The organism is Nonomuraea insulae (assembly GCF_042656245.1).
The window spans coordinates 91,803-115,893 of record NZ_JBHSPA010000018.1; the positions used below are offsets into that span (position 1 = coordinate 91,803).

15 protein-coding genes are annotated in these 24,091 nt (G+C 71.6%); 10 read left to right on the forward strand and 5 right to left on the reverse strand.

What is annotated here, in order from left to right:
• The first annotated feature begins 172 nt into the window (after positions 1-172).
• Positions 173-3,100: an ATP-binding protein gene (locus ACFPZ3_RS14965; protein ID WP_379514684.1), complete on the forward strand. Its 2,928-nt coding sequence runs from the start codon at positions 173-175 to the stop codon at positions 3,098-3,100.
• An 87-nt stretch (positions 3,101-3,187) separates the two neighbouring features.
• Here the strand turns inward: ACFPZ3_RS14965 and ACFPZ3_RS14970 are convergent, their stop codons facing one another.
• A complete protein-coding gene (locus ACFPZ3_RS14970; protein ID WP_379514685.1) occupies positions 3,188-6,592 on the reverse strand; it encodes a M28 family peptidase in 3,405 nt (1,134 codons plus the stop codon).
• A 263-nt stretch (positions 6,593-6,855) separates the two neighbouring features.
• Here ACFPZ3_RS14970 and ACFPZ3_RS14975 point away from each other — a divergent pair, with 263 nt between their 5' ends.
• Both ACFPZ3_RS14975 and ACFPZ3_RS14980 read left to right on the forward strand, forming a co-directional pair.
• Positions 6,856-9,954, forward strand: a complete 3,099-nt coding sequence (locus ACFPZ3_RS14975) for an AfsR/SARP family transcriptional regulator (RefSeq protein ID WP_379514686.1) — start codon at positions 6,856-6,858, stop codon at positions 9,952-9,954.
• Between the two features lie 38 nt (positions 9,955-9,992).
• Positions 9,993-11,135, forward strand: a complete 1,143-nt coding sequence (locus ACFPZ3_RS14980; protein ID WP_379514687.1) for an FAD-dependent monooxygenase — start codon at positions 9,993-9,995, stop codon at positions 11,133-11,135.
• On the opposite strand, the gene ACFPZ3_RS14985 is transcribed toward ACFPZ3_RS14980, so the two are convergent.
• Positions 11,132-11,941 (reverse strand): SAM-dependent methyltransferase, encoded by an 810-nt coding sequence (locus tag ACFPZ3_RS14985; RefSeq protein ID WP_379514688.1) that lies wholly within the window; start codon positions 11,939-11,941, stop codon positions 11,132-11,134. The two genes, ACFPZ3_RS14980 and ACFPZ3_RS14985, sit on opposite strands and share 4 nt — an antisense overlap.
• Before the next feature lie 209 nt (positions 11,942-12,150).
• Between ACFPZ3_RS14985 and ACFPZ3_RS14990 the strand changes: the two genes are divergently transcribed.
• Positions 12,151-12,336 carry a hypothetical protein gene (locus ACFPZ3_RS14990; RefSeq protein WP_379514689.1) on the forward strand — a complete coding sequence of 62 codons (186 nt, stop codon included), beginning with the start codon at positions 12,151-12,153 and terminating at the stop codon, positions 12,334-12,336.
• 74 nt (positions 12,337-12,410) lie between these two features.
• Here the strand turns inward: ACFPZ3_RS14990 and ACFPZ3_RS14995 are convergent, their stop codons facing one another.
• Positions 12,411-13,202 (reverse strand): N-acetylmuramoyl-L-alanine amidase, encoded by a 792-nt coding sequence (locus ACFPZ3_RS14995; RefSeq protein WP_379514690.1) that lies wholly within the window; start codon positions 13,200-13,202, stop codon positions 12,411-12,413.
• Between the two features lie 74 nt (positions 13,203-13,276).
• Positions 13,277-14,866, reverse strand: a complete 1,590-nt coding sequence (locus ACFPZ3_RS15000) for a carbamoyltransferase C-terminal domain-containing protein (protein ID WP_379514691.1) — start codon at positions 14,864-14,866, stop codon at positions 13,277-13,279.
• A gap of 339 nt (positions 14,867-15,205) precedes the next feature.
• Between ACFPZ3_RS15000 and ACFPZ3_RS15005 the strand changes: the two genes are divergently transcribed.
• From ACFPZ3_RS15005 to ACFPZ3_RS15025, 5 genes are all read left to right on the forward strand, one after another.
• Positions 15,206-15,856, forward strand: coding sequence for a GOLPH3/VPS74 family protein (locus tag ACFPZ3_RS15005; RefSeq protein WP_379514692.1), 651 nt, complete (start codon positions 15,206-15,208; stop codon positions 15,854-15,856).
• 17 nt (positions 15,857-15,873) lie between these two features.
• A complete protein-coding gene (locus ACFPZ3_RS15010; protein WP_379514693.1) occupies positions 15,874-17,358 on the forward strand; it encodes an APC family permease in 1,485 nt (494 codons plus the stop codon).
• Positions 17,355-18,026 (forward strand): GNAT family N-acetyltransferase, encoded by a 672-nt coding sequence (locus tag ACFPZ3_RS15015; protein WP_379514694.1) that lies wholly within the window; start codon positions 17,355-17,357, stop codon positions 18,024-18,026. Before ACFPZ3_RS15010 ends, ACFPZ3_RS15015 begins: the two co-directional genes overlap by 4 nt.
• 116 nt (positions 18,027-18,142) lie before the next feature.
• Positions 18,143-19,249 (forward strand): alkaline phosphatase PhoX, encoded by a 1,107-nt coding sequence (locus ACFPZ3_RS15020; protein WP_379514695.1) that lies wholly within the window; start codon positions 18,143-18,145, stop codon positions 19,247-19,249.
• A 49-nt stretch (positions 19,250-19,298) separates the two neighbouring features.
• Positions 19,299-20,156 carry an SGNH/GDSL hydrolase family protein gene (locus ACFPZ3_RS15025; RefSeq protein WP_379514696.1) on the forward strand — a complete coding sequence of 286 codons (858 nt, stop codon included), beginning with the start codon at positions 19,299-19,301 and terminating at the stop codon, positions 20,154-20,156.
• On the opposite strand, the gene ACFPZ3_RS15030 is transcribed toward ACFPZ3_RS15025, so the two are convergent.
• A complete protein-coding gene (locus ACFPZ3_RS15030) occupies positions 20,140-21,369 on the reverse strand; it encodes a PucR family transcriptional regulator (protein ID WP_379514697.1) in 1,230 nt (409 codons plus the stop codon). The genes ACFPZ3_RS15025 and ACFPZ3_RS15030 overlap by 17 nt on opposite strands.
• Before the next feature lie 167 nt (positions 21,370-21,536).
• Here ACFPZ3_RS15030 and ACFPZ3_RS15035 point away from each other — a divergent pair, with 167 nt between their 5' ends.
• Complete coding sequence (locus tag ACFPZ3_RS15035; RefSeq protein WP_379514698.1) at positions 21,537-24,068, forward strand: glycoside hydrolase family 9 protein; 2,532 nt, start codon at positions 21,537-21,539, stop codon at positions 24,066-24,068.
• Positions 24,069-24,091: the final 23 nt, after the last annotated feature.

Genomic DNA, 24,091 nt, shown 5'->3' on the forward strand with positions numbered 1-24,091 from the left:
TCGGGGCCCGCACAAGATCATTATCCCAGAAGTCGATCATGGAACGACCCCTCCCGCCATCGGCGCCGCCGTGGCCACGTGCTCGACCTGCCCCGGCCCGTAGACGAATCACTGAGAAGCCAGCAAACTCGCGAGGTGAATGGAGTAAACCTGCACTGTTACGGAGACCCCGATGACAAGCCTGGCTTCTCCTGCGCTGGTCGGGCGCGACGCCCACTTGCGATTACTCGTTGCCGCCCTCACCAGCCCGCCCGCCGTCACCCAGGTGCAGGGCGAGGCAGGTATCGGCAAGACCAGCCTCGTCAGGGCGGCGGTCGGCCTGCTCACCGGACGAACGGTGCTGCTCGGCCACTGCCACCGGATTCGCGAGCCGTTCCCTTACGGGCCCGTGTTCGACGCCCTGCGCCAGATCGCCCCCGCCCTGCCCGACCGCGAACAGCTCAGCCCGGTCACCGGGACGCTGCGCGGCTACCTGCCCGAACTGGGCGACCACCTGCCGCCGGCCCCCTCACCATCCCCGATGGACGATCCGCGCGCCTTGCGGCACCACCTGTTCCGTGCCGTCCACGCGCTGCTGGGCGCGGCGAGAGGTGTCGTGCTCGTGGTCGAGGACCTGCACTGGGCCGACGACGGCACCCGTGACCTGCTGCGTTTCCTCACCGACCAGCCGCCCGAGAGGCTGGCGCTGGTGGTGACGTTCCGCAGGGAGGAGTTGCCGGTGCCCGGGCTGCCGTTCGGGCACGCCTACCGGAGGTCGCCAGGGGTGCGCAGCGAGGTGATCTCGCTGACGCCGCTCGACGTGGAAGGCGTGCGCAGCCTGGCCGGCGCGCTGCTCGGCCGCTCCGCGCCCACCCAGGCCTTCGCCGCGAAGCTGCACGAGCGCACGGCGGGGGTGCCGTTCGTGATCGAGGAGGTGGTGCGCTCGTTGCTCGACGTCGACGGCCCGCTGCCGTCGCTCGACGCCGAGGGCCGCCTGCCCTCGCTCGACGCCGAGTCCCTCGACCGCATGGCCGTGCCGGTGCTGCTGCGCGAGGCCATGGCCGAGCGGCTCACCGGGCTGTCGACGGCCGCGCTGCGCGCCGTGCACGCCGCCGCCGTCCTGGGCCTGCCCGCCGAGGAGCCGCTGATCAACGCCGTCTCCGGCCACAACCCGGCCGATGGGTCGGGGCTGTGCGAGGCGCTGCAGGCCGGTGTCCTGCTGGAACAGCAGGACGGCCAGTACGGTTTCCGCCACGCCCTCGCCCAGCAGGCCGTCTACGACGCCATCCCCGGCCCCGACCGCCGCTCCACCCACCGCAGGGCCATGGCCGCGCTGGCCGCGCAGGACCCGCCGCCGCTCGTCCAGCTCGCCCACCACGCCCGCCGCGCCGGCGACGTCGCGGCCTGGCAGCGCCACGGCGGCGCCGCGGCCGAGCACGCCGCCGCCATCGGCGACATCCCGCTCGCCGTCGAGCTGCTCGAAGGGCTGCTCGCCGACCCGAAACTGCCCCGGAAGGCCAGGGGCCCGCTGGCGCTGCGGCTCAGCCGGGTCGCCGCGATCGGCCTGTCACACCGCCGCGTCGTCCGCATCCTGCGCCATCTCCTCTCCGACGACTTCCTGTCCAGGCAGACCCGCGGCGAGGCCCGGCTCAACCTGGGCGTGCTGCTGTCCAACCAGGCCGGCGCGATCACCGCGGGCCGCCAGGAGATCCTCGCCGCGCTCCCCGACCTGGCCGACAGCCCCTCACTGGCCGCCCGCGGCCTGGCGCTGCTGGCCATGCCCGCCTGGGGCGGCGAGCCGCTGGCCATGCACGAGGAGTGGATGGCCCAGGCCGAGAAACTGCTGGTCGAGGACCATGACCCGGAGCTGACCGCCGCCGTGCTGGCCAACAAGGTCAGCATGACCATGCTCGTCGGCTCGCCGGACGCGTTCGAGCTGGCCGAGACGCTCCCGGTCCACGACCCCTCCACCGCCGTACGCCGCCAGGTCGCCCGCGGCTACTCCAACCTGTACGACGCCACCCTCGCCCTCGGCCACTACGCCGCCGCGGAACGCTTCGCGGACCAGAGCAGGCGGATCGCCGAGGAGACCGGCGCCCTCTACCCGGTGTTCCTGGTCGAGATGTCCTCGATCCGGCTCGACCTGCTGACCGGCCGCTGGGACGGGCTGCGCGAGCGGGCGCTGGCGGCCGTGGAGATGGCGTACGAGGCGCCGCTGCTGGCGGTGGAGGCCCGGCTCACGCTCGGCGTGCTGGCCCTGGCCAGGGGCGAGTGGGACTCGGCGGGCGAGCACCTGGAGGCGGCCGGCGTACGGGATCTGGACTCGGGGTTCCTGCCGGTCGCCGTGGCGGGGTCGAGCGGGCTCGTCGAGCTGCACCTGACCAGGGGCGCGCTGGAGCCGGCGCTGGGCGCGGCCTACCTGGCGGTGACCCGGCTGCGGCGCAAGGGGGTGTGGGTGTGGGGCGACCAGCTCGTGCCCGCCGCCGTCACCGCGCTGCTCAAGGCGCGGCGGCCGGAGGAGGCGGTGGACCTGGTGGCCGAGTTCGCGGCGGGCATCGCGGGCAGGGACGCGCCGTCCGCGCACGCCGGGCTCCACCTCGCGAGGGGCGCGCTGGCCTGGGACCAGGGGGCGTTCGACGAGGCGGCGAGGTGTTACGCGGAGGCGCGGGAGGCGTACCTGGCCATGCCGCGGCCCTACGCGGCGTCGCGGGCGGGCGAGTCCGAGGCGGGCGCGTGGCTCGCGCTCGGGGACCGGGAGCGGGCCGCCGACCTGATCGCCGACGCCGGCGAACGGTACGCGGCCCTCGGCGCCACCCACGACGCGGCCCGCAGCCGGCGGCTCCTGCGCGTGCTCGGCCCCGACCGGGGGCGGCCCGCCGCGCCGCGCCGCGGCAGGAAGGCCGGCGTGCTGACACCTCGGGAGAGCGAGGTGGCGCGGCTGGTGGCGCTCGGGCGGACGAACAGGGAGATCGCCGAGGTGCTGTTCCTGTCCCAGCGGACGGTGGACACGCACGTGGCCCGGGTGTTGCAGAAGCTGGGGGTGCGGACGAGGGCGGACGTGAGAGAGCCCCGGCCGGACGACCGGCCGGGGCCCGTCACCCCCGACTCTCCAGGCGGCTAGACCCCCTTCGCGGGGGGCTTCCTCCCGGAGGGACCTGCGCGGAACTCCCCACCTCCCAGGGGGAGCCCCGCAGGGGCGCTGACGGGGTCAGACCGTGATGCTCCACGAGTCGAGGAAGCCGGTGTCACCGGCGTAGACGTCCTCGATGTCGAGCACCCAGGTGCCGGCCGCCTGCTGGCTCACCGGGACGGAGAACGTCCTGGTGCCGTACGAGGTGCACGTGGTGCCGCCGTAGAGATCGACCGCGTACCAGGTGCCGTTGGGGCCGCGCACCCAGATGTCGAGGTCCTCGGCGCACGTGTGGCTGATCGTGATGGACAGCCTGACCGGGGTGGTCGCGGTGCCCGTCGCGGTGGAGGTGATCGAGCTCTGGGTGTTGGAGAAGTCGGCGATCGGATAGTTGGTGCCGTTGGTGAAGGTCCTGCCGCCCGAGGTGCCCTGGACGGTCAGCGCGTACGTCGTCGTCCGCGTGGCCGTCTCACCGGTGCCGGTCACCGTGACGGTGTACCCGCCGGCCGGTGTGGTGGCCGAGGTCGAGATCGTCAGTGTGGACGACCCGCCGGAGGTCACCGAGGCCGGGCTGAAGGTGGCCGAGGCGCCCGTCGGGAGGCCGCCGGCGGACAGGTTCACGGTCTGGGCGGTGCCGGCCGTGGTGGAGGTGCCGATCGTGGACGTGGCGGCCGAGCCCGCCTGCACGGTGCCGGAGCCCGGGTTGGCCGAGATCGAGAAGTCACGCGTGGGCGGCGTGGTGCCGGCCGCCTGCTTCCAGATCGCGTACATCGCCGCGTCCGCCGCCCGGTCCAGGACGGTGTCGTTGATGTTGGTGGTGGTGTCGCAGGAGGCGTGGTAGCAGGAGTCGTACGCGCGCCCCGCCGTGCCGCCCCACTTGGTCGCCTGCGCCGAGGTCTTGGTGGCGCTGGCGCCCGCCGCGACGCCCGAGCTGGCGATGCCGGCGTTGCGGAAGGAGGCGTCGTCGGAGCGGTTGGCGCCCTCGACGTTCTCCTCGGGCTGGAGGCTGAGCCGGTCGTAGAACTCCTTGAGGTAGGCGGCCCCGGTGGTGGTGATGTTGTTGATGAAGTAGCCGCCGTTGGTGGAGCCGGTCATGTCGTAGTTGTAGTAGACCTGGATCCGCGAGCGCTCCGCGGCGCTGAGCGAGGCCACGTAGAACTCCGACCCGTTCAGGCCCTGCTCCTCGTCGGTCCACCAGCCGAACCTGACGTGCTTGGTCAGCGTCGGGTTCTTCTGCGCCAGGGTCAGCGCGACTTCGAGCAGGTTCGACGAGCCGGAGCCGTTGTCGTTGATGCCGGGCCCGGCCGAGACGCTGTCGAGGTGGGCGCCGGACATGATGACCTGGTTGGCGTCGCCGCCGGGCCAGTCGGCGATCAGGTTCGGGCCCGAGCCGGTGCTGCAGGTGGTGGTCGAGCAGCTCTGCCTGGTCACGGTATATCCGGCCGCGCGCAGCTTCTCCTCGATGTAGGAGACCGACTGCAGGTAGCCGTTGCCGTTGGACCTGCGGGTGCCGCCGTTCGCGGTGGCGATCGACTGCAACTGCGTCAGGTGCGCCTTGACGTTGGTCAGGCTGATGTCCGGCGGGTCACTGCCGCCGGGTCCCTGGCCGACGGTGAGGGTGTAGGTGGCGGTGTGCGTGGCCGTCCCCGCTCCGGTCACGGTGAACGGGTAGGTGCCCTGCGCCGTGGACGAGCCGACCGACAACGTCAGCGTCGAGGAGTTGCCCGAGGTCACCGAGGACGGGCTGAAGCTCGCCGTGGTGCCGCTCGGCAGCCCCGACGCGGACAGGTTCACGGTCTGCGCCGTGCCGGAGGTGGTCTGCGTGGCGACCGTGGCCGTCAGCTGCTGCCCCGGTGACGCGCTGCCCGACGACGGGTTGAGCGTGATCGAGAAGTCGTTGCCCGCCTGACCGCACGCGGGTTCGCCGGAGGCCGCCGCCACGCTCACCGCGCTCCACGCGGCCTTGGTGGTGTTGCACGCCGCGCTGTTGGCGCCGAACAACTCGATGGCGGCCGCGACGGAGGCGGCGCGGATGTTCGTGTAGCGCCAGGTCGAGGTCTTGCGGCTGAGGGCGCCCAGGTAGATCTTGCCGGCGGTCTGGATGCCGACGCCGGTGACCGAGGCGGGTCCGCCGGAGCAGATCGGGCTGGCCGGCTTGCCGCCGCCGGGGTTGTTGCCCTCGGCCAGCAGGTAGAACCAGTGGTTCAGGGGGCCGGCCGCCGAGTGCACCTCGGTGCTCGGGATGGAGGAGGAGTAGCAGTTCGGGTCGCCGAGCGCGCTCGGGTTGTACATGTTCCTGATCGGCCCCTGGCCCACCAGGTTGACCTCCTCGCCCACCAGGTAGTCCGGCGGGTCGCTTGCGTGGTTGGCGAACGCCTCCGTCAGCGCGCCGAAGATGTCGCCGGTGCCCTCGTTGATGCCGCCGTTCTCGTTGCCCGAGCCGGCGCCGCCAGGGGTGGTCTGGAAGATCGCGTGGCCGAACTCGTGCGCCACGACGTCGATCGGGGTCGCCTGCTGGGTGTTGGCCTGGTTGTGGCCGAAGTTCGTGTAGCTGCCGTTCCAGTACGCGTTGACGTCGTTCAGCCCGACCCTGGTGGGGAAGCCGCGCCCGCTGCCGTTGATGCCGTTACGGCCCAGCCAGTCGCGCAACATGTCCCATTCGCGCTGCACGCCGTAGAGCGCGTCCACGCAGGCGGTCTCCAGGTTGGTGCCGGAGCCGGTGCCCCACGCGTCGTCCGTGCCGGTGTAGGCCGTGCCGCCCTGGCCGCCGCACTGGATGCCGGGCCTGCTGGTGTCGGTCATCGAGTACGAGCTGCCCGAGCCGCTCGTGCCGATCGTCACCTGGCCGTAGTAGTAGCCGTTGCCGGTGCCCGCGCGTACGAGGTCGTACGAATCGGCGATCTTGCCGGTGCGCGCGTCCACGAACACGTGCTGGATGCTCGGCTTGCCCGCGGAGATGCCGCTGACCACGGCCTCCCAGGCCAGCTTGGGCTTCTCGCCCCAGGCCAGCACGACCAGCCGGGGCGTCCCGGTGTCGTCCACCCGCGCCAGCCTGGTCCTCGCCACCTCGGTGGCCCGCTCGGCGGTGACCGCGGCCTTGGTGGCGATGCCCCGGGGGCTCGGCCCGGTCGCCGCGACCGTGTCCCTGACCCGCCCGGCCGCGTCGGTGACCACGACGGCGTCGCCGCCGACCATCGGAAGACCCTTGTACGTGCGCTCGTACGCCACGTAGTACATCTCGCTCGCGCCCGGCGTCACCGAGACCCGGCTGTAGGCCTCGTCGGGGCCCCTGGTGAGCTCGTCGAGCTGGCTGGAGACGGCCTTGTCGGCCACCGCCGCCGCGAGCGACTCCGGGTCGGCCGCCACCTTCGTCTCCTGGGGCCTGCTCGCCCCCGGAGGGGCGGCATGGGCAGGTAACGGTAACGCCATCGTCGCGGCCGTGGCCATGCCCACGACCGCGGCGAGTACGGCTTTGCGTTTCACGCTGTTGCTCCTTTCGGCGGTTCCCCTGGGCCGCCGGGCACTTGTGAGCACGCGGCGGCCGACGCGTAGCCTGGGATCGCCTGGGCTCGCGGTCGTGCAGGGAAACTGGGGGGTGATGGAGGGTGTCGGGAAAGCGAGCGGACCGTTTCGCCTTGTTGCCGCCAGACGCTAAGCGCTCACCCTCTGCGGGAAAATACGTATATGCATCGGTAGACATACCGATAATTCCGTTCCACCTGGTCAGGTAGGGGACAATCGACGGCGTGCAGTTCGGTGTCCTGGGCCCGCTCGTGGTGCGGTCGGCCGCCGGCGACCCGGTCGCCGTGGGCGGTCCCCGGCCGCGCGCGCTGCTGGCGATGTTGCTGCTCGACGCGGGGCGGCTGGTCAGCGTCGAACGCCTCATCGACGGCCAGTACGGCGACCGGCCCCCGGCGGGCGCGGCCAACGCCGTACAGGCGGGGATCTCCCGGCTGCGGCGGGGCCTGCCCGGCGACCTGATCGAGTTCCACGGGGCCGGTTACCGGCTCGCGGCCGACCGGGACGACGTGGACGCGCACCGCTTCGAGCGGCTGTCCCGCGAGGGGCACGCGCTGCTGGCGGCGGGCCGTCACAGCGCCGCCGCCGCCCTGCTCCGTGAGGGGCTGGATCTGTGGCGGGGCCCTGCCTTCGCGGACGTGTCCGACGCGCCCTTCGCCGGGCCGCAGGCGGTGCGGCTTGAGGAGCTCCGCCTCTCCGCCGCCGAGGACCTGTTCGAGGCCGAGCTCTCCCTGCCCGGGGCCAGCCCGATGGCCGGGCTGCGCGACCTGCTCTCCGCCCACCCCCTGCGCGAACGGCCGCGCGGGCTGCTGATGCGGGCGCTGCACGCGGCGGGGCGTCCGGCCGAGGCCCTGACCGTGTACGAGGAGGGGCGGCGGCTGCTGGCCGAGGAACTGGGGGCCGATCCGTCTACCGAGCTGGCGGCGCTGCACCTGGAGATCCTCAGGAACGAACGTGACCCGGCCCCGTGGGCGGCGCCGCCGGCCCAGCTCACGAGCTTCGTGGGACGGGAGGAGGAGCTGGCCCGCCTGGCCGGCCTGAGCGGGGCCCGCCTGGTGACGATCGTCGGGCCGGGCGGCACCGGCAAGACCCGCCTGGCCATCGAGGCCACCACCGCCGGCGAGGTGGGGTTCGTGGACCTGTCGCTGGTGGACGGCGGGGCCGGGCAGGTGGCGCAGGCCGTGCTCGGGGCGCTCGGGCTGCGTGAGCCCGCGCTCAGGCCGTCCGTCGACCTCGTGGAGCGCCTCGTCGCCGCGCTGGCCGGGCAGCGGATCCGCCTCATCCTGGACAACTGCGAGCACGTCATCGACGAGGCCGCCGCGCTCGCCCGCCACCTGCTCGCCCGCTGCCCCGGCCTGACCGTCCTGGCCACCAGCAGGGAGCCGCTGGGCCTCACCGGCGAGCACCTGGTGCCGCTCGCGCCCCTGCCCACCCCGCCGCCCGGTTCGTCGGAAGACCCGATGGGCTACCCGGCGATCAGGCTGTTCGCCGACCGGGCGGCGGCCGTACGGCAGGAGTTCTCGCTCGGTCCCGGCAACCTGGAGGCGGTGCTGCGGATCTGCGCGGCCCTCGACGGCCTGCCGCTGGCCATCGAGCTGGCGGCGGCACGGGTGCGGACGTTCGGCGTGGCGGAGATCGCCGACCGGCTGGCCTCGCACGGCCGGTTCCGGCTGCTCTCGCGCGGCGACCGCACGGCGGCCGCCCGCCACCAGACGTTGCACGCGGTGGTGGAGTGGAGCTGGAGCCTGCTCGACGCCGAGGAGCAGGCACTGGCCAGGCGGTTCTCGGTGTTCGCCGGGGGTGCGAGCCTGGCGGCGGTCGAGCGGGTCTGCGGCCCGGCCGACACCGTGGCGGAGTCGCTGGCCGATCTCGTGGACAAGTCGTTGATCGAGGCCGACGGCGAGCGCTACCAGATGCTCGACACCATCCGGCTGTTCTGCCAGGAGAGGCTGGCGGAGGCGGGTGAGGAGGAGCGGCTGCGGGCCGCCCATGCCGCCTGGCACCTGGAGCTCGCCCGGCAGGCGGACGACCACCTGCGCCGGGCCGAGCAGCTCGAATGGCTGGCCCGGCTGTCGGCCGACAACGCCAACCTGCAGGCGGCGCTGCGGTGGAGCGTGGAGCACGACAGGCCGACGGCGTTCCGGCTGGTGGCGGCGCTGGGCATGTACTGGTGGCTGAGCGGGCGGCGCGGCCAGGCGACCCGGCACGCCGTCCGCCTGCTGGACTCCACCGGGCCAGAGCCGCCCGCCGAGCTGGCGGAGGAGTACGTGATGACCGTGCTGCACGCCGTGCCGGAGGCCGGGTCGCCGCACTGGGCGCGGGCACGGGCGGTCGTCGGGGAACTCGGCTTGATGACGCGCTACCGGTTCGGCGTGGCCCTCTGGGGCATGATCGCGGGACCGCCCCGGGACGGGATACCGGCCGGGAGACAACGGCCGGTCCTCGCGCCCGATCCGTGGAGTCAGGCGCTCGAACGGCTCGGCGTCGCCCTGATGATGTCGCTCAACGGCCGGGTCGCCGCTGCGGAACCGGAGCTGGAGCAAGTGCTGGCCGACTTCGGCGCGGTGGGCGAGCGGTGGGGCAAGGCGCAGGCGCTCGACTGGCTCGCCCTGATCGCGAGCTGGCGGGGCGACTGGAGGCGCGCCATGCGGTTGTGGAACGAGGCGCTCGGACTGCTGGAGGAGCTGGGGGCGCTCGACGAGCTGGCGGACGTGCTGGTCCGGCGGGCGGGCGCGCACCTGCGTACGAGGGACGCCGAGGCCGCGCATGCCGACTATGAGCGGGCGGGCGAGCTGGAACGACGGGTCGGGCGGCCGGAGCTGATGTCGTGGGTCAGCCTCCAGCTCGGTGAGATCTCCCGGTTCGAGGGCGACCTCACCGAGGCGGCGCGGCGGCTCGACGCGGCGTTGTCCGGCGCGGAGACCGGCGCGTTCACCTCCGGCGGGACCAGGTCGCACGTGTACACCGCGCTGGGCCGGCTCGCCCAGGCGGGCGGCGACGCGGACGACAGGGCCGCCCGCATGCACGCCCAGGCCCTGGCCGCCGCCCTGACCTCCCCCTTGGCCACCGACCACGCCGACGTCGCCGAGGGCCTGGCCGGACACGCCCTCTTCCAGAGCGGCGGGGCGGAGAGGGCGGCGTTGTTGCTCGGGGTCGGGGTGGCGTTGCGGGGGATGGCGGTGGCGGGGGATCGGGACGTCGCCGCGACCGCCGCGGGCGCCACCGCCGTGCTCGGGGCGGAGGCGTTCGCGGCCGCGTACGCCAGAGGGGCGGCCATGACCGGGGACGAGGCGCTGACAGTCCTGCGCGCCGCTGTCAGCCGTTAGTCGCCCCGCTGTCAGCGCCGCTGACGAAGCTGCCTGACATGCGAAACACCCACGTCCTCATCTCCGGCGCCAGCGTCGCGGGCCCCATCCTCGCCCACTGGCTCATCCGATACGGCTTCACCGTCACCGTCGTCGAGAAGGCCCCGGCCCTGCGCCCGGGCGGACAGGCGGTCGACTTCAAGGGCGAGACCCACAAGACCGTGCTGACCCGCATGGGCATCCTGGACGACGTCCGCCGCCTGCAGACCGGCGGCACCGACCAGGAGATCGTGGACGCGAACGACCGCAAGCTGGCGGTCGTGCCCGGCGAGTTCACCGGCGGCGACCTGGAGATCGCCCGTGGCGACCTGGCCAGACTCCTGTACGAACGCACCGCCCCCCACTGTGAGTACGTCTTCGGCGACTCCATCACCTCGCTCACCGAGACCCCGGCCGGCGTCCACGTCACCTTCGAACGCTCCGCCCCCCGCACGTTCGACCTGGTCGTGGGCGCGGACGGGATCCACTCCAACGTGCGCCGCCTCGCCTTCGGCCCCGAATCCGAGTTCGTCAACTTCCTCGGCCATTACTACGCCCTGGTGGACATGGACGGAGATTTCGGGGCGGAGCCGAAGATGTACAACGAGCCCGGCAGGATGGTCGCCGTCGGCGGGCCGAAGGCGCCGGCGTTCTTCGTCTTCGCCTCCGACGAGCTCGACTACGACCGCTTCGACATCGAGCAGCACAAGGACATCCTGGTCCGCGCGTACGCCGGCATGGGCTGGCGTACCCAGGCGGTCATGCGCGAGGTGCGCGAGTCACAGGGGGTCTACCTCGACTCGCTCAGCCAGGTCAGGATCGACCGTTACAGCCAGGGCCGGGTGGTGCTGCTCGGCGACTCGGCGTACGGCAACACCCTGGGCGGCTTCGGCACCGGCCTGGCCCTGGTGGGCGCGTACGTGCTGGCGGGCGAGCTGGCCGCGGCGGGCGGTGATCACCGCGTGGCCTTCGCCGAGTATGAGCGCCAGATCCGCCCCTACGCCAAGATCGCCCGCAACGGCAACGCCGGCCCTTTCCTCGCCCCGGGCACCCCTGGCCGGATGCGCATGCGCAACTGGACGTTCAAGTACAGCTTCCTGCTCGGCCTGATGATGAAGATGACCGACAAGTTCGCCACCGGCATCGAGCTCAAGGCGTACTAGAGCACCCGGCCCACCCCGCCGTCCACGCGCAGGTGCGGCGGGCCGTCCAGCAGGGGGAGCGCGTGGGGGTCGAGGTGCCAGTCCTGGACGGGCACGAGGCCCGGCCCGATCAGCTCGAACCCGTCGAACAACCGCAGCACCTCCTCCCGCGTGCGGAACCTGGCCTGCGCGGGCGAGCCGGCCGTGGCGAACTGGAGCTGGGCGGTGGCCTTCGGGTCGCTCTCGGCCATGGCGTGCGAGATCACCAGGTGGGAGCCCGGCGCCAGGCGCTTCCTGAAGGTCGCCACGATGCCGTCCGGGTCCTCCTCGTCCATCACGTAGTGCAGCACGCCGACCATCAGCACGCACACCGGCTGGTCGAAGTCGATCAGCCCCGTGATGTGCGGGTCGGCCAGAAGTTCGATGGGCCGGCGCAGGTCGCCCTGGATGCCGGCGACGCCGGGCGCGTCGGCCAGCAGGACCTGGGCGTGCATGCGCACGACGGGGTCGTTGTCCACGTAGACGATCCGGCAGGCGGGGTTCACGGCGCGGACGGTCTCGTGGATGCTGGGCGAGGTCGGGATGCCGGTGCCGAGATCGATGAACTGCCGCACGCCCCGCTCCGCCAGATGCCGGACGGCCTCCACCTGGAAGGTGCGGTTGGCCCTGGCCACCAGGCGGGTGTCGGGCGCGACGGCGAGCAGTCTCTCGGCCACGGCGCGGTCCACCGACAGATTGTCCTTGCCACCGAGCAGGTAGTCGTAGACCCTGGCCGAACTGGGGACGCCCGGGTCCACGCCGGGCGGAACGCGCTCTAGCTCGGTCACGGGGGCCGTCTCCTTCGCCGAGAACACCTTGCCGTCATATTACTCGGCGGTATCCTCACGTCGCTGTACGCCGCCGAACCGGGGGTCCTTCCCCGGATGGACCGGAAATACAGCCGCAGGACCGATGCGCTCAGAGCCCTAGCCTGTGCATCCTTGTGTGGACGGGTCCGGCGCGGGGCTCGTTCCGGACCTGAGAGGAGTCACCGGGTATGGACAACGCGGTAGGCCGCCCGACCGTGATCTTGGACAATGGCGTCGTGGGCAGGGTCATGCTGGCCCATTCGTATCGACGCGATCTCGTGCTCGTGCTCGGCATGGACGGCACTCTGCTCAGCTGCCAACTCGACGACATCGCCTGCGTGGTCGGTGGCAAGCCCCTCTGCCGCGACGGCTGACCTCACGCCCTCCCCGCCCCCCAGGCACACGCCCGGGAGTGATCAGCCGCGTCCCGACCACCTCTCGGAGGCCGCTAACCCAGATACCGCTTGAGCCCCTTGGCCAGAGCGCCGGCCATACGCTGGCGGAAGGCCGGGTCGGACATCTTGGCGGCGTCGCCCTTGTTACGCATGTTGCCACATTCGATGAACACCGCCGGCTGCTTCGACAGGTTGAGCCCGCCCAGGTCGGTGCGTGTCTGCAGCCCCTCGTCGGCGACGTAGTTCGCGTACGGGATGCCGGTGCCGGAGCGGTAGGCGTCGCGGATGTCGTGCCCGAGCCTGCGCGACGGCTTGACCACGTCGTCGTTGTGCCCCTTCAGCAGCCCCGGCATGATCACGTGGAACCCGTGCCCGCTCGGCGCGGCCCCGTCACCGTGAATCGACAGGACGGCGTCGGCCCTGGCCTCGTTGCCGATGGCGGCCCGCTCGGTGACGCACGGCCCCACACCCTTGTCATTGGGCCGGGTGAGCACGACCTTCGCCCCCATGTCCTCGAGGATCGGCTTGAGCCTGCCCGCGACGTCCCAGGTGAAGGCGTGCTCGGGGAAGCCGGCGTTCGTCTCGGTGCCGGTGGTGTTGCAGGGCTTGCGGCCGTTGATGATGTCGACCTGGCGGTTGATCTCCTTGGGGTGCGAGGCGTTGCCGCCGTTGTGCCCCGGGTCGATCACCACGGTCTTGCCCGCCAGCGGCTTCCCGCCGGCCGTGGCGGTCGGGGAGGCGGGCAGCGCCGCATTCTGGGCGGCGGGCGCGGCGCTGCCGCCGCATCCGGCGGTCAGCGCGACCAGCATGGTCAGTGCCACGGGTCCGGTGCGGTAGGCACGCATGGCACCGACCGTACCGGGCACCGCCCTGGAATCCCACGATCCCGCCTGACCTGGCATTTCGTGTCGGCCGGCGCTCAGCCCGGCAGCGGCGGCTCCGCGTGTTTGCGGATCAGGTACGGCGGCATGACCAGCGCGTGCAGGCCCGTCCCGCGCAGGGTCTCGATGGAGTGCTCCGGCGTCTCGGTCACGGGTTCGCCCGGCCCGTGGAGCGAGGTGTTGATCAGCACCGGCGTCCCCGTGCGCTCGTGCCACCTGGTCAGCAGGGCGTGCAGGAACGGCGTGCTGTCACGCTCGACCGTCTGCGGCAGCGCGGTGCCGTCCACGTGGGTGACCCCCGGCAGCAGGTCACGGTATGACGGGCGGACGGCGTACTGCGCGAACGGGGCGGGCCGGTCCACCTCGAAGACCTCCTTGGCGTGCTCGGCCGGCACGATCGGCGCCAGCGGCCGGAACCATTCGTGGCCCTTCACCTCGAAGTTGATGTAGTCCTGCACGTCAGGGCCGCGCGGGTCGGCGAGGATGCTCCTGTTGCCCAGCGCCCGTGGTCCCGACTCGCTGCGTCCCTGGTGCAGGCCCACGACCCGGCCGCTCTCCAGCAGCGCCGCCATCGCGTCCACGAGGTCGTCGGGGCGTTCGGCGTACAGGTCGTCGGGCAGGCCGCGTACGGCCGCGTCGATCTCGCTCTCGTCCGGGTCGGGGCCGAGGAAGTCGTCGGTCCACCGGAACCGGCTGTCCACGCCGAGGCAGGCGATGAGCCCGTACAAGGCGCAGCCGACGGCCGTGCCGCCGTTGTGCGGGCTGGGCGGGACGAACACCTCGCGGAACGCGGACTCGCGGATGAGGTGGCCGTTGGCCGAGCTGTTCAGGGCGGCGCCGCCGGCGTAGGCCAGGGTGTCCAGTCCTGTCCTGGTGTGCAGCCATCCGGCCACCTGGGCCAGGGCCCGTTCGAAGGCGCGCTGGCCGGCGGCGGCGAGGTTCGCGGCGCGGCGGAAGTCCTCGCCGCCCGGCTCGTACAGGAAGGCGTCGCGGCGGCCGAACACCTCCAGCCAGGCGGCCGGGACGTGCACCTCGTGCCCGCGTACGTCGAGGTCGGGCAGGCCGAGCGCGTCCGGGTCGCCGAACGGCGCCAGCCCCATCACCTTGTCCTCGCTGCCCTCGGGCCACATCATCCTGGTCAGCAGCGCGTAGAAGGCGCCGAGCCCGGCCGGACGGTCCCAGTCGCCGTCCCAGACCTGCTTGGCCAGGCACTCGATCCGCCCCCGCGCGCACCGGTAGAACGAGGCCACCTCCAGCAGGTCGCCGTCCGTGCCCTCGGGCAGTTCGACCTGCTCGGTGAAGTCCCTGACGTGGCTGCCCTGCGCGTCGATCACCAGCCCCGCCGCCTCCTCGAACGGCGAGGGATAGAAGGCGCTGTAGAGGTGGCTGAGGTGGTGGGAGACCAGCACGGTCGAAGCGCCGAGCGTCTCGCGCACCTCCTCCTGGTACGCCCCCGCGTGCTCGATCTCCGTGTCCGAGGAGTAACCCTCGACGACCAGGTCGACCCGCTCCTTGAGCAGCGGCATGGCGGACAGGTAACGGTCGCGCAGGTCGCCGAGGCGGCCCCAGTGGTGCTTGTGGCGGCTGACGCGTTCCTTCTGCAGGCTGTACATGCCCGACTCGCCCATCGCGACGGCGATGGAGCCATCCTGGGTGCGATTTATACCGACGACAATGGGAAAGTCCGCCATCGACATGCCTCCTGATCGTGATCACGGGCACCGATACCCCAGGTCAGAACAAGTGGATCTCCCAACCTCGTAAGGGACACGTCAGCAGATCTTGTCCCTGGCCGGGCGGCGGCGGCCGACGGGCGGGAAGCCCGTCAACAAATCATGAGTCGGGCACGCATAAATAATGCGGCGGCACTTATGGAAATAGGTCTAGCCGTGCCCCGGCGTTCTTGATAGATATTTCCGGCGGCTCGTGCGATCGCACGGAAAGCCGGTTGTCCTTTATAGACGATAGTGAGCGGACCGATTCAGGTGCTGGCCGATGATTTCTTCCTCGTCTCCTGGGACACGACCGGCTCTGGCAAGCCCAGGCTGCATGTCCAGGGCGTCGCGCTGGGCCTGGCCGGCGCGCTGATCGGGGAGCTGGTGCTGCGCCGGCGGGTCGCCGTGCGAGGTGTGCGGCTGGACATGGTGGACTCGCGACGGGTCCAGGAGAACGTGGCGGACAAGGTGCTGTCCGACATCGGAAATTCGCCGCACCATACCGACGTACGCACCTGGCTGTCCTATCTCGCACAACGTTCGGTCGAAGAAGTGAGCGGACGGCTGATGAGCGCCGGGCTGCTCGAACGCGAAACCCCGAAACTCTTGAAACGTAAACAATCCCGCTATTTTTCGACCGACTTCAGCCACGCCATTTGGCCGCTGACCCGGCTGCGGCTGGCGCTGGCGCAGCGCCGGCCGCTGGCGCCGCAGGACATGGCGCTGGCCACGCTCATGGACGCCTGCGACCTGACCGACACCGTGCTCGACGACCCCGACGGCCGCCGGGCCGCCCACCGTTACCTCGCCACGATGCTCGCGACCATGCCCCAGCCGCTGAGCGACCTGAGCCGCCAGGTGAACGCGGCCGTGGGCGACGCCGTACTGACCTATCGCACCTGAACCCCCTTGGAAGGACCATGACGCGTATCGCACCGACCGGCGCAGGAACCGATCCGGTCGCCGGCGCACTCGCCGCCAACCGGCTCGGCGCGCCCACGGTCGTCTATTTCGTCCTGTCGGCCGCCGCGCCGCTCACCGTCGTCGCCGGCGTGATCACCACCGGTTACGCCGTCACCGGGATCACCGGGTTGCCGATCTCCTTCCTCGTGGTGGGGGTGGTGCTGGCCGTGTTCGGGGTCGGGTACGTGGCGATGGCACGTCACATGGCCAACGCCGGAGCGTTCTACACCTACATCAGCCGGGGGCTGGGCCGTCCGGCCGGCATCGCGGCGGCGTGGATGGCGCTCATCGCGTACAACGCGTTGCAGGTGGGTCTTTACGGCGCCCTCGGGGCGGCGACGACGCCGCTGCTCGAACGGTGGTTCGGCATCACGCCGGCCTGGTACGTCGTCTCGCTCGTCGCCTGGGCGCTCGTCGCGATCCTGGGCGTGATGCGGGTGGACATCAGCGGGCGCCTGCTGGCCGTGCTGCTGACCGCCGAGGTGGCCGTCATCCTGCTGTTCGACCTGGCCGACCTGCTCAACCCGGCCGCCTCCGGCTACTCCGCCGCGACGTTGTCGCCGGCCGCGCTGTTCGTACCGGGGGTGGGGGCGCTGCTGGTGCTCGCCACGCTCGGGTTCGTCGGGTTCGAGTCGTCCGTGGTGTTCTCCGAGGAGAGCCGGACCCCGAGCCGCACGGTGCCGATCGCCACGTACGCGTCCGTCGCGATCATCGCCGTCGTGTACGCGTTGTCGTCCTGGGCCATGACGGTCGCCACCGGCCCCGACGCCATCGTGGCCACTGCGCAGAAGAACCAGGCGGACACCATCTTCGTCCTGGCCGAGTCGCACCTGGGCGCGACCGTCGTGGACATCGCCAGAGTGCTCTTCGCGACCAGCGTCTTCGCGGCCATGATCTCCTTCCACAACACCACCGCCCGCTACTTCTTCGCGCTCGGCCGCGAACGCGTGCTCCCCGAGATCTTCGGCCGCACCCGGGCGCGCAGCGGCGCGCCCAAGGCCGGCTCGATCGCGCAGACCGTGCTCGGGCTGATCGTCATCGTCCTGTACGCGGTCCTCGGCCTCGACCCGCTCGTCCAGCTCTTCTTCTACGGCGGCTCCTTCGGCGGCCTCGGCGTGCTCCTGCTGATCTTCGTGACCTCCATCGCGATCATCACCTTCTTCGCCCGCGAGCCGAGCGGCGAGACGCTCGTCCAGCGCGCGATCGCCCCCGTCCCCGCCGCGATCGCGCTGGCCGTGATGGTGTGGCTGGCCCTGGACAACTTCTGGGCGCTGCTCGGCGTGCCCGAGGGGGATCCGCTGGCCTGGCTGCTGCCCGCCGTGTACGGCGTCGCCGCCCTCCTCGGGGTGGGGTGGGCACTGGTGCTGCGCGCCCGGCAGCCCGCCGTCTACGCTGCGGTGGGGATGGGCGCCAAGGCGGCCACCGCCCAGGAGACGGCGTGACCGACGAGAGGAGACGTGAGCTCATGGGAGAGACGTTCGAGGCTTGGCCCGTCATGCACCCCCCGTCGGCGTCGGGGGAGCCGTTCGCGTTGCGGCCGATCGTGCGCCGGGCCACGGCCGACGACGCGGGGCTCGTCGCCGACCTGATCGCGACCGCGTTCGCCGGGCTGCGGGCCGCGTCCTACCTGGTGCCGGCCCGTCGGGAGCGGCACCGCATCATGGCGGGAAATTTCCGCATTTTTGTGGATCACGCCCTCGATCACGGCGAGGTCCACCTGATCGACGACGGGCCCGCCGTCGCGGTGTGGATCCCGCACACCGCCCCGGTGCCCGGACCGCCCGACTACGACCGGCGCCTGGCCGAGGTCACGGGCGAGTGGGTCGAACGCTTCCGTATGCTGGACGAGCTCTTCGACAAGAACCACCCGGAGTCGCCACACCACTACCTGGCCTTCCTCGCCGTCCACCCAGACAGGCAGAACCAGGGGCTGGGGACCGCGCTGCTGCGGCACCAGCATGCCCGGCTGGGCGGGCTGCCGGCGTACCTGGAGGCCAGCGACCCCCGCAACCGCGACCTGTACACCCGCCACGGCTACCAGGCCCGCGAGCCCTTCGCCCTGCCGGACGGGGCCCTCTTCTGGCCCATGTGGCGCCCCGCCGTCCCGTAATTTGTGAGGCGTCACAGATTTGACCGCCGACGTTTACTGGCGTGTCCAGTTCCCAGAATGACGAGCATGGCTCATCGTGTGTCTGCGAACGCAACCGCGACCACGGGAGGGCCTCCATGCGCCGCCGTACGTTCCTCACCGCCGTGGCGTTCTCCGGAGCCGTGTGGCATGAGGCGGTGGCCTCGGCGCTGTCGGCGGGAACGAGCCCTTACGGGCCGCTGGGCGCCCCGGACGCGAACGGCATGGCGTTGCCCGCGGGCTTCACCGGCCGCGTCGTGGCGCGGTCGGGCAGGATCGTCGGGGGCCTGCTGTGGCATCCGGCCCCCGACGGCGGCGCCTGCTTCGCCGACGGGACCGGCTGGATCTACGTGTCCAACTCCGAGGTGCCGCTCATCGGCGGAGCCTCGGCGATCAGGTTCAGGGCGGACGGCTCGGTCGAGCGCGCGTACCGGATCCTGAACGGCACGAACCTCAACTGCGCGGGCGGCGCCACGCCCTGGAACACCTGGTTGTCGTGTGAGGAGATCTTCCGCGGCCGGGTGTACGAGACGGACCCGTACGGCTCCCGCGGCGCCCAGCCCCGCCCCGCCATGGGCCGCTTCAAGCACGAGGCCGCCGCCTGCGACCCCGACCACCGGGTGATCTACCTGACCGAGGACGAGACCGACGGCTGCTTCTACCGATTCACCCCCACGACCTGGGGCGATCTGTCCAGCGGCCGGCTGGAGGTGCTCTGCGGCGACGGCACGGTGTGGCGCGAGGTCCCCGACCCCACCCCCGCCGTGCTGGAGCGCCAGACCAGGCACCAGGTCCCGGCCGCCAGGCACTTCAACGGCGGCGAGGGCTGCCACTACGCCGCCGGGGTCTGCTACTTCACCGCGAAGGGCGACCGCAAGGTCTGGGCGTACGACACCGCCCGCCAGACCGTGACCGCCATCTACGACGGCACGGGCACGCTCGACGGCGTGGACAACGTCACCGGCCTGAAAGGCGATCTCTACGTGGCCGAGGACGGCGGCAACATGGAGATCAACATCATCACGCCGGACGGCGTCGTGGCCCCGGTCATGCGCCTCAACGGCCAGGCCAGGTCGGAGATCACCGGCCCTGCCTTCTCCCCCGACGGCGCCCGGCTCTACTTCTCCTCCCAACGCGGCGCCAGCGGCGAGGCCGCGGGCACCGGAGGCATCACCTACGAGGTGACCGGCCCCTTCCGCCGCTGACAGACCAGCACGGATTCCGCACCCCCCACCCCTGCCGGAAGGAGTCCTCATGGTCCGACGGATGTTCATCCCGCTCGCCGCGGCCTGGCTCGTCCTGAGCCTCGCGCCGCCGGCACAAGCCGCCCAGTCCGAGGTGTACGTGGCACTCGGCGACTCGGCCGCCTCAGGCCCCCTGGTGCCCAACCAGATCGGCCCCGACTACGGCTGCTGGCGATCCGACCACAACTACGCCCACCTGACCGCCCAGTCCATCGGCGCGGCCACGTTCCGCGACGTGACCTGCTCGGGCGCCCAGACCGACGACATGTACACCTCGCAGGGCACCGACCTGGGCGACGTGGCGCCCCAGCTCGACGCCCTCAGCCAGGACACCACGCTGGTCACGGTGCAGATCGGCGCGAACGACGTCGGCCTGACCGGCTTCATCGAGGACTGCCTCAACCTGCTGCCCCCGCCCGTCGGCGACGCCTGCAACGACGACTACAACGCGGGCGGCCAGGACCAGTGGCGGGTGGCGACCGACGCCTTACGTGCCCGCATGACCACCCTGATCTCCGACATTCACGCCCGCGCGCCGCAGGCCAGGGTCTTCGTCGTGGGCTACGCCACGTACGCGCCGCCCAACGGCTGCTACCCCCGCGTCCCGATCATCCGCGCTGACGCGAACTACATCCGGGCGACGCTGATGTACTTCAACCAGATGCTCGCCGAACAGGCGTCGGCGGCCGGGGTCGGCTTCATCGACCTCCAGACCCCGAGCGCCTCCCACTCCCCATGCACCGGCCCCGGCACTCGCTGGATCGAGCCGTACGTCCCCGCCGCCCCCGCCGCACCCTTCCACCCGAACGCCCTCGGCATGCGCGGCTTCGCCACAGCGGTGACCGCCGCGGTCACCGGAGTCCTGTGAGCCTCCGGGCGGCCAGCGCGGCCCCGATCCGCTGGAGGTGAGCCGGATCCATCGGGTCGAGCCCGGTCAGGCTGACGGCCCTGCGCAGGCGGTAGTCGACGGTGTTCGGGTGCACGTGGAGCAGCTCGGCGGTGCGCCGCCGGTCCAGCCCCGTGTCCAGGTACGCCGTGAGCGTCCTGAGCAGATCCGGGTTGTCGAGCAGCGGGTCGAGCAGCCCCGCGAGCAGCGCCGTGGCCTGGCTCGACCGGGTGAGCTGGTATTCGAGCAGCACGTCGGCCAGCCGATAGGCGCCCGGCGGCTGCTCGAAGAGCCGTACCACGTCCAGCACCTCCTCGACCAGCCGCGCCGCCTCGGGCACCCCCTGGGGCGGCGCGCACTCGGCGGCCACCCACACCGGCACACCCGCCGCCTTCCCCGCCACCTCCGCCAGCTCCCCGGCCACCGGAAGCTCTCCTTGGACCTCTCCTTGGACCTCTCCTTGGACCTCTCCTTGGACGGGGACCAGCACGAGCCCACCGGTCGTGTCCAGCGCCGGCAACACCGGCTCGCCCACGTACCGCTCCAGCGCGTGCCTGATCCGCCGCACCTTGCGCCGCCCGGCCACCGCTCCACCGGGCCCGTCCTCATCGGGATGCCGCCCCGCCGCCACGGCCAGCACCAGATACCGCGCGGCCAGCCGAACCCCCGCGAGCGCCGCCTGGTCACCGCTGAGCAGCGCCGAGACGGTGGCGTGCATGGCATGCTGCTCCTGGCTGAGCACACTCTCCCGCTCCTCCAGGTACGCCGTGCACACGGCTACGGTCGCGCTCTCGATGTACAGCAGGATGATCCGGTTGGCCTCCAGCACGTCGTCGAGGTCGTCGGGACCGACCTGCGAGAACAGCCGCTCGCTCACCATCCGCGCCCCCAGGTGATAGGCCGCCAGCAACGCTTCGAGCGGCACCCCTTCCTGCGCCCTGCGCGCCGCCGACTCCCGCAAGGGCGCCAGATCGGCTCTGGCGGGCGGGCGGCGATCACGGAAGACCCGCGAGATCAGCCGCAGATTGTGCTCGGTGATGACCGTGATGTCCCCGTCGAGCTCCTCCTGCGGCAACCGCCTGTAGACGGGGATCTGCTCGGCGAAGCCCTTGACGAGCAGCCTGGCCAGCTTGGGGATCTGGCGGTCGAGCAGCTCGTACAGGGGGCACCCGGCCAGGGTGAGGGCGCGAACCACGCTCGAACCCTCCCAGATCACCGCGAATCGGTGAAGACCACAACCACGACCGTGAAAGTTTCACGTTCTTCTGAAGGGGTTCGTGCGGGGCCGTTGGCGGGGCGGCGGGGGTTGTGGAGGATCGGGGGCGCGCCTTTTGGGAGCGCTCCCAACTCTGAAGGACCTCCATGACCCGATGCCGGGCCGCCTTACTGGCCCTCCTCACCATGGTCGCCCTGTCCCCCACCCCGGCCGCTTCAGCAGCGGCCGACGAGGGGCCCGAGCAGATCGTGAACGGCACCTTCGACGCAGGCACCGCCCCCTGGTGGGGCACCGGCAACATCACCCTCGCGGTGGACGGCGGACGGTTGTGCGCCGACATCCCGGGCGGCACCACCAACCCCTGGGACGTGATCGTCGGCCAGAACGACCTCCCGCTGGTGGCGGGCGAGACCTACGCCTACAGGTTCTTCGCCACCGCGACCCCCGCCAAGGTCGGCAGGGCGTTGATCCAGCTTCCCGTGGACCCCTACACGCAGTATCTGTCGGCCGCGCCGGAGATGAGCGTCTCGGGCAACGGCTACTCCTACACGTTCACCGCCCCCGTGTCGCTGCCGAACGCCCAGGTCGCCTTCCAGGTGGGTGGCAGCGCCGAGCCCTGGAGGTTCTGCATGGACGACGTGTCGCTCAAGGGCGGCGCCGAGCCCGAGGTGTACGAGCCGGACACCGGCCCCCGCGTACGCGTGAACATGGTCGGCTACCTCCCCACGGGCCCCAAGAAGGCCACGGTGGTCACCACGTCGACCGAGGCCCTGGACTGGGAGCTGAAGAACGCCGGGAAGGTGACGGTGGCCAGTGGCAGGACCGTCCCCAGGGGTGCGGACGGGAGCTCCGGGCAGAACGTGCACACGCTGGACTTCGGCGCCTACCGCAAGCCGGGCGAGGGCTACACGCTGACGGCGGACGGTGAGACGAGCAGGCCGTTCGACATCGCGGCCGGCATCTACGACCAGCTCCCGGTGGACGCGCTGAAGTTCTACTACACCCAGCGCAGCGGCATCGAGATCCTCGACAGCCTCAGGCCCGGGTACGCCAGGCCGGCCGGTCACGTGGGCGTCGCGCCGAACCAGGGCGACGTGAGCGTGCCGTGCCAGCCCGGCGTCTGCGACTACAGCCTGAACGTCAAGGGCGGCTGGTACGACGCCGGCGACCACGGCAAGTACGTCGTCAACGGCGGCATCTCGGTCTACCAGCTCATGGCCGCCTACGAACGGGACAAGGCCGCCTTCAAGGACGGCCAGCTGAACATCCCGGAGAGCGGCAACGGCAAGCCGGACATCCTGGACGAGGCCCGCTGGGAGCAGGAGTTCCTGCTGAGCATGCAGGCGCCGGACGGCAAGCCGTACGCGGGCATGGCCCACCACAAGATCCACGACCAGAACTGGACCGGTCTTCCCCTCCTGCCCCACCTGGACCCGCAACTGCGCGAGCTGCACCCCACCTCCACGGCCGCCACGCTCAACCTGGCGGCGACGGCGGCGCAGGCGGCCCGGCTGTTCGCCCCGTACGACGCGGAGTTCGCCGCCAGGAACCTCAAGGCGGCGCGCAAGGCGTGGGCGGCGGCCAAGGCGAACCCGGCCAGGTACGCCGACCCGAACGACGGCATCGGCGGCGGCGCGTACAACGACGGCGACGTGAGCGACGAGTTCTACTGGGCGGCGGCCGAGCTGTACATCACGACGGGCGAGAAGGAGTTCAGGGACTTCGTGCTGGCCTCGCCGCACCACACCGGCGACATCTGGCGCGAGCGCGGCTTCGACTGGGGCAACACGGCCCAGCTCGGCCGCCTGGACCTGGCGACCGTGCCGAACGCGCTGCCGGACCGGGCACGCGTGCGGCAGTCGGTGGTCGAAGGGGCGGAGAAGTATGTGGCTGTCCAGAAGGCGCACCCGTACGGGCTGCCCTACAACCCGCCGGACTTCGACTGGGGCTCCAACAACCTGGTGCTGAACAACATGGTCGTCATGGCCACGGCCTACGACCTCACGGGCCAGGAGAAGTACAGGACGGCCGTACGGGAGGGCATGGACTACATCCTGGGCCGCAACGCACTCAACCAGTCGTACGTCACCGGCTACGGCGAGGTGGCCTCGAAGAACCAGCACAGCCGCTGGTACTCCCGCCAGCTCGACCCGAACCTGCCCAACCCGCCCCGCGGCACGCTGGCGGGCGGCCCCAACTCCGGCATCCAGGACCCGCTCGCGCAGCGCCTGCTGCGCGGCTGCGCGCCGCAGTTCTGCTACATCGACGACATCGAGTCGTGGGCCACGAACGAGCTGACCATCAACTGGAACTCCCCGCTGGCCTGGGTCTCGGCGTTCCTGGCGGACAAGGGCGGGCGTTCCGACTGCCGGGTGGGCTACTCCGCCCACGGCTCGTGGCCCGGCGGGTTCACCGCCCAGGTCGTGATCGAGAACGCCGGCAAGGAGACGGTGGACGGCTGGAGCCTGCGCTGGTCGTTCCTCGGCGGCCAGCGGGCCGGGCACGTCTGGGGCGCGGCGTTGTCGCAGTCCGGCTCGGTGGTGACGGCCAAGAGCCTGGGCTGGAACGGCAAGATCAAACCAGGGCAGAAGGTGACATTCGGCTTCAACGGCACCAACACCTCAGGCCCCAATCCGGCCCCCGAGGTGTTCCACCTCAACGGCGTGCGCTGCACGTAGAACGGGAGTCCCCCTGGGCGTTG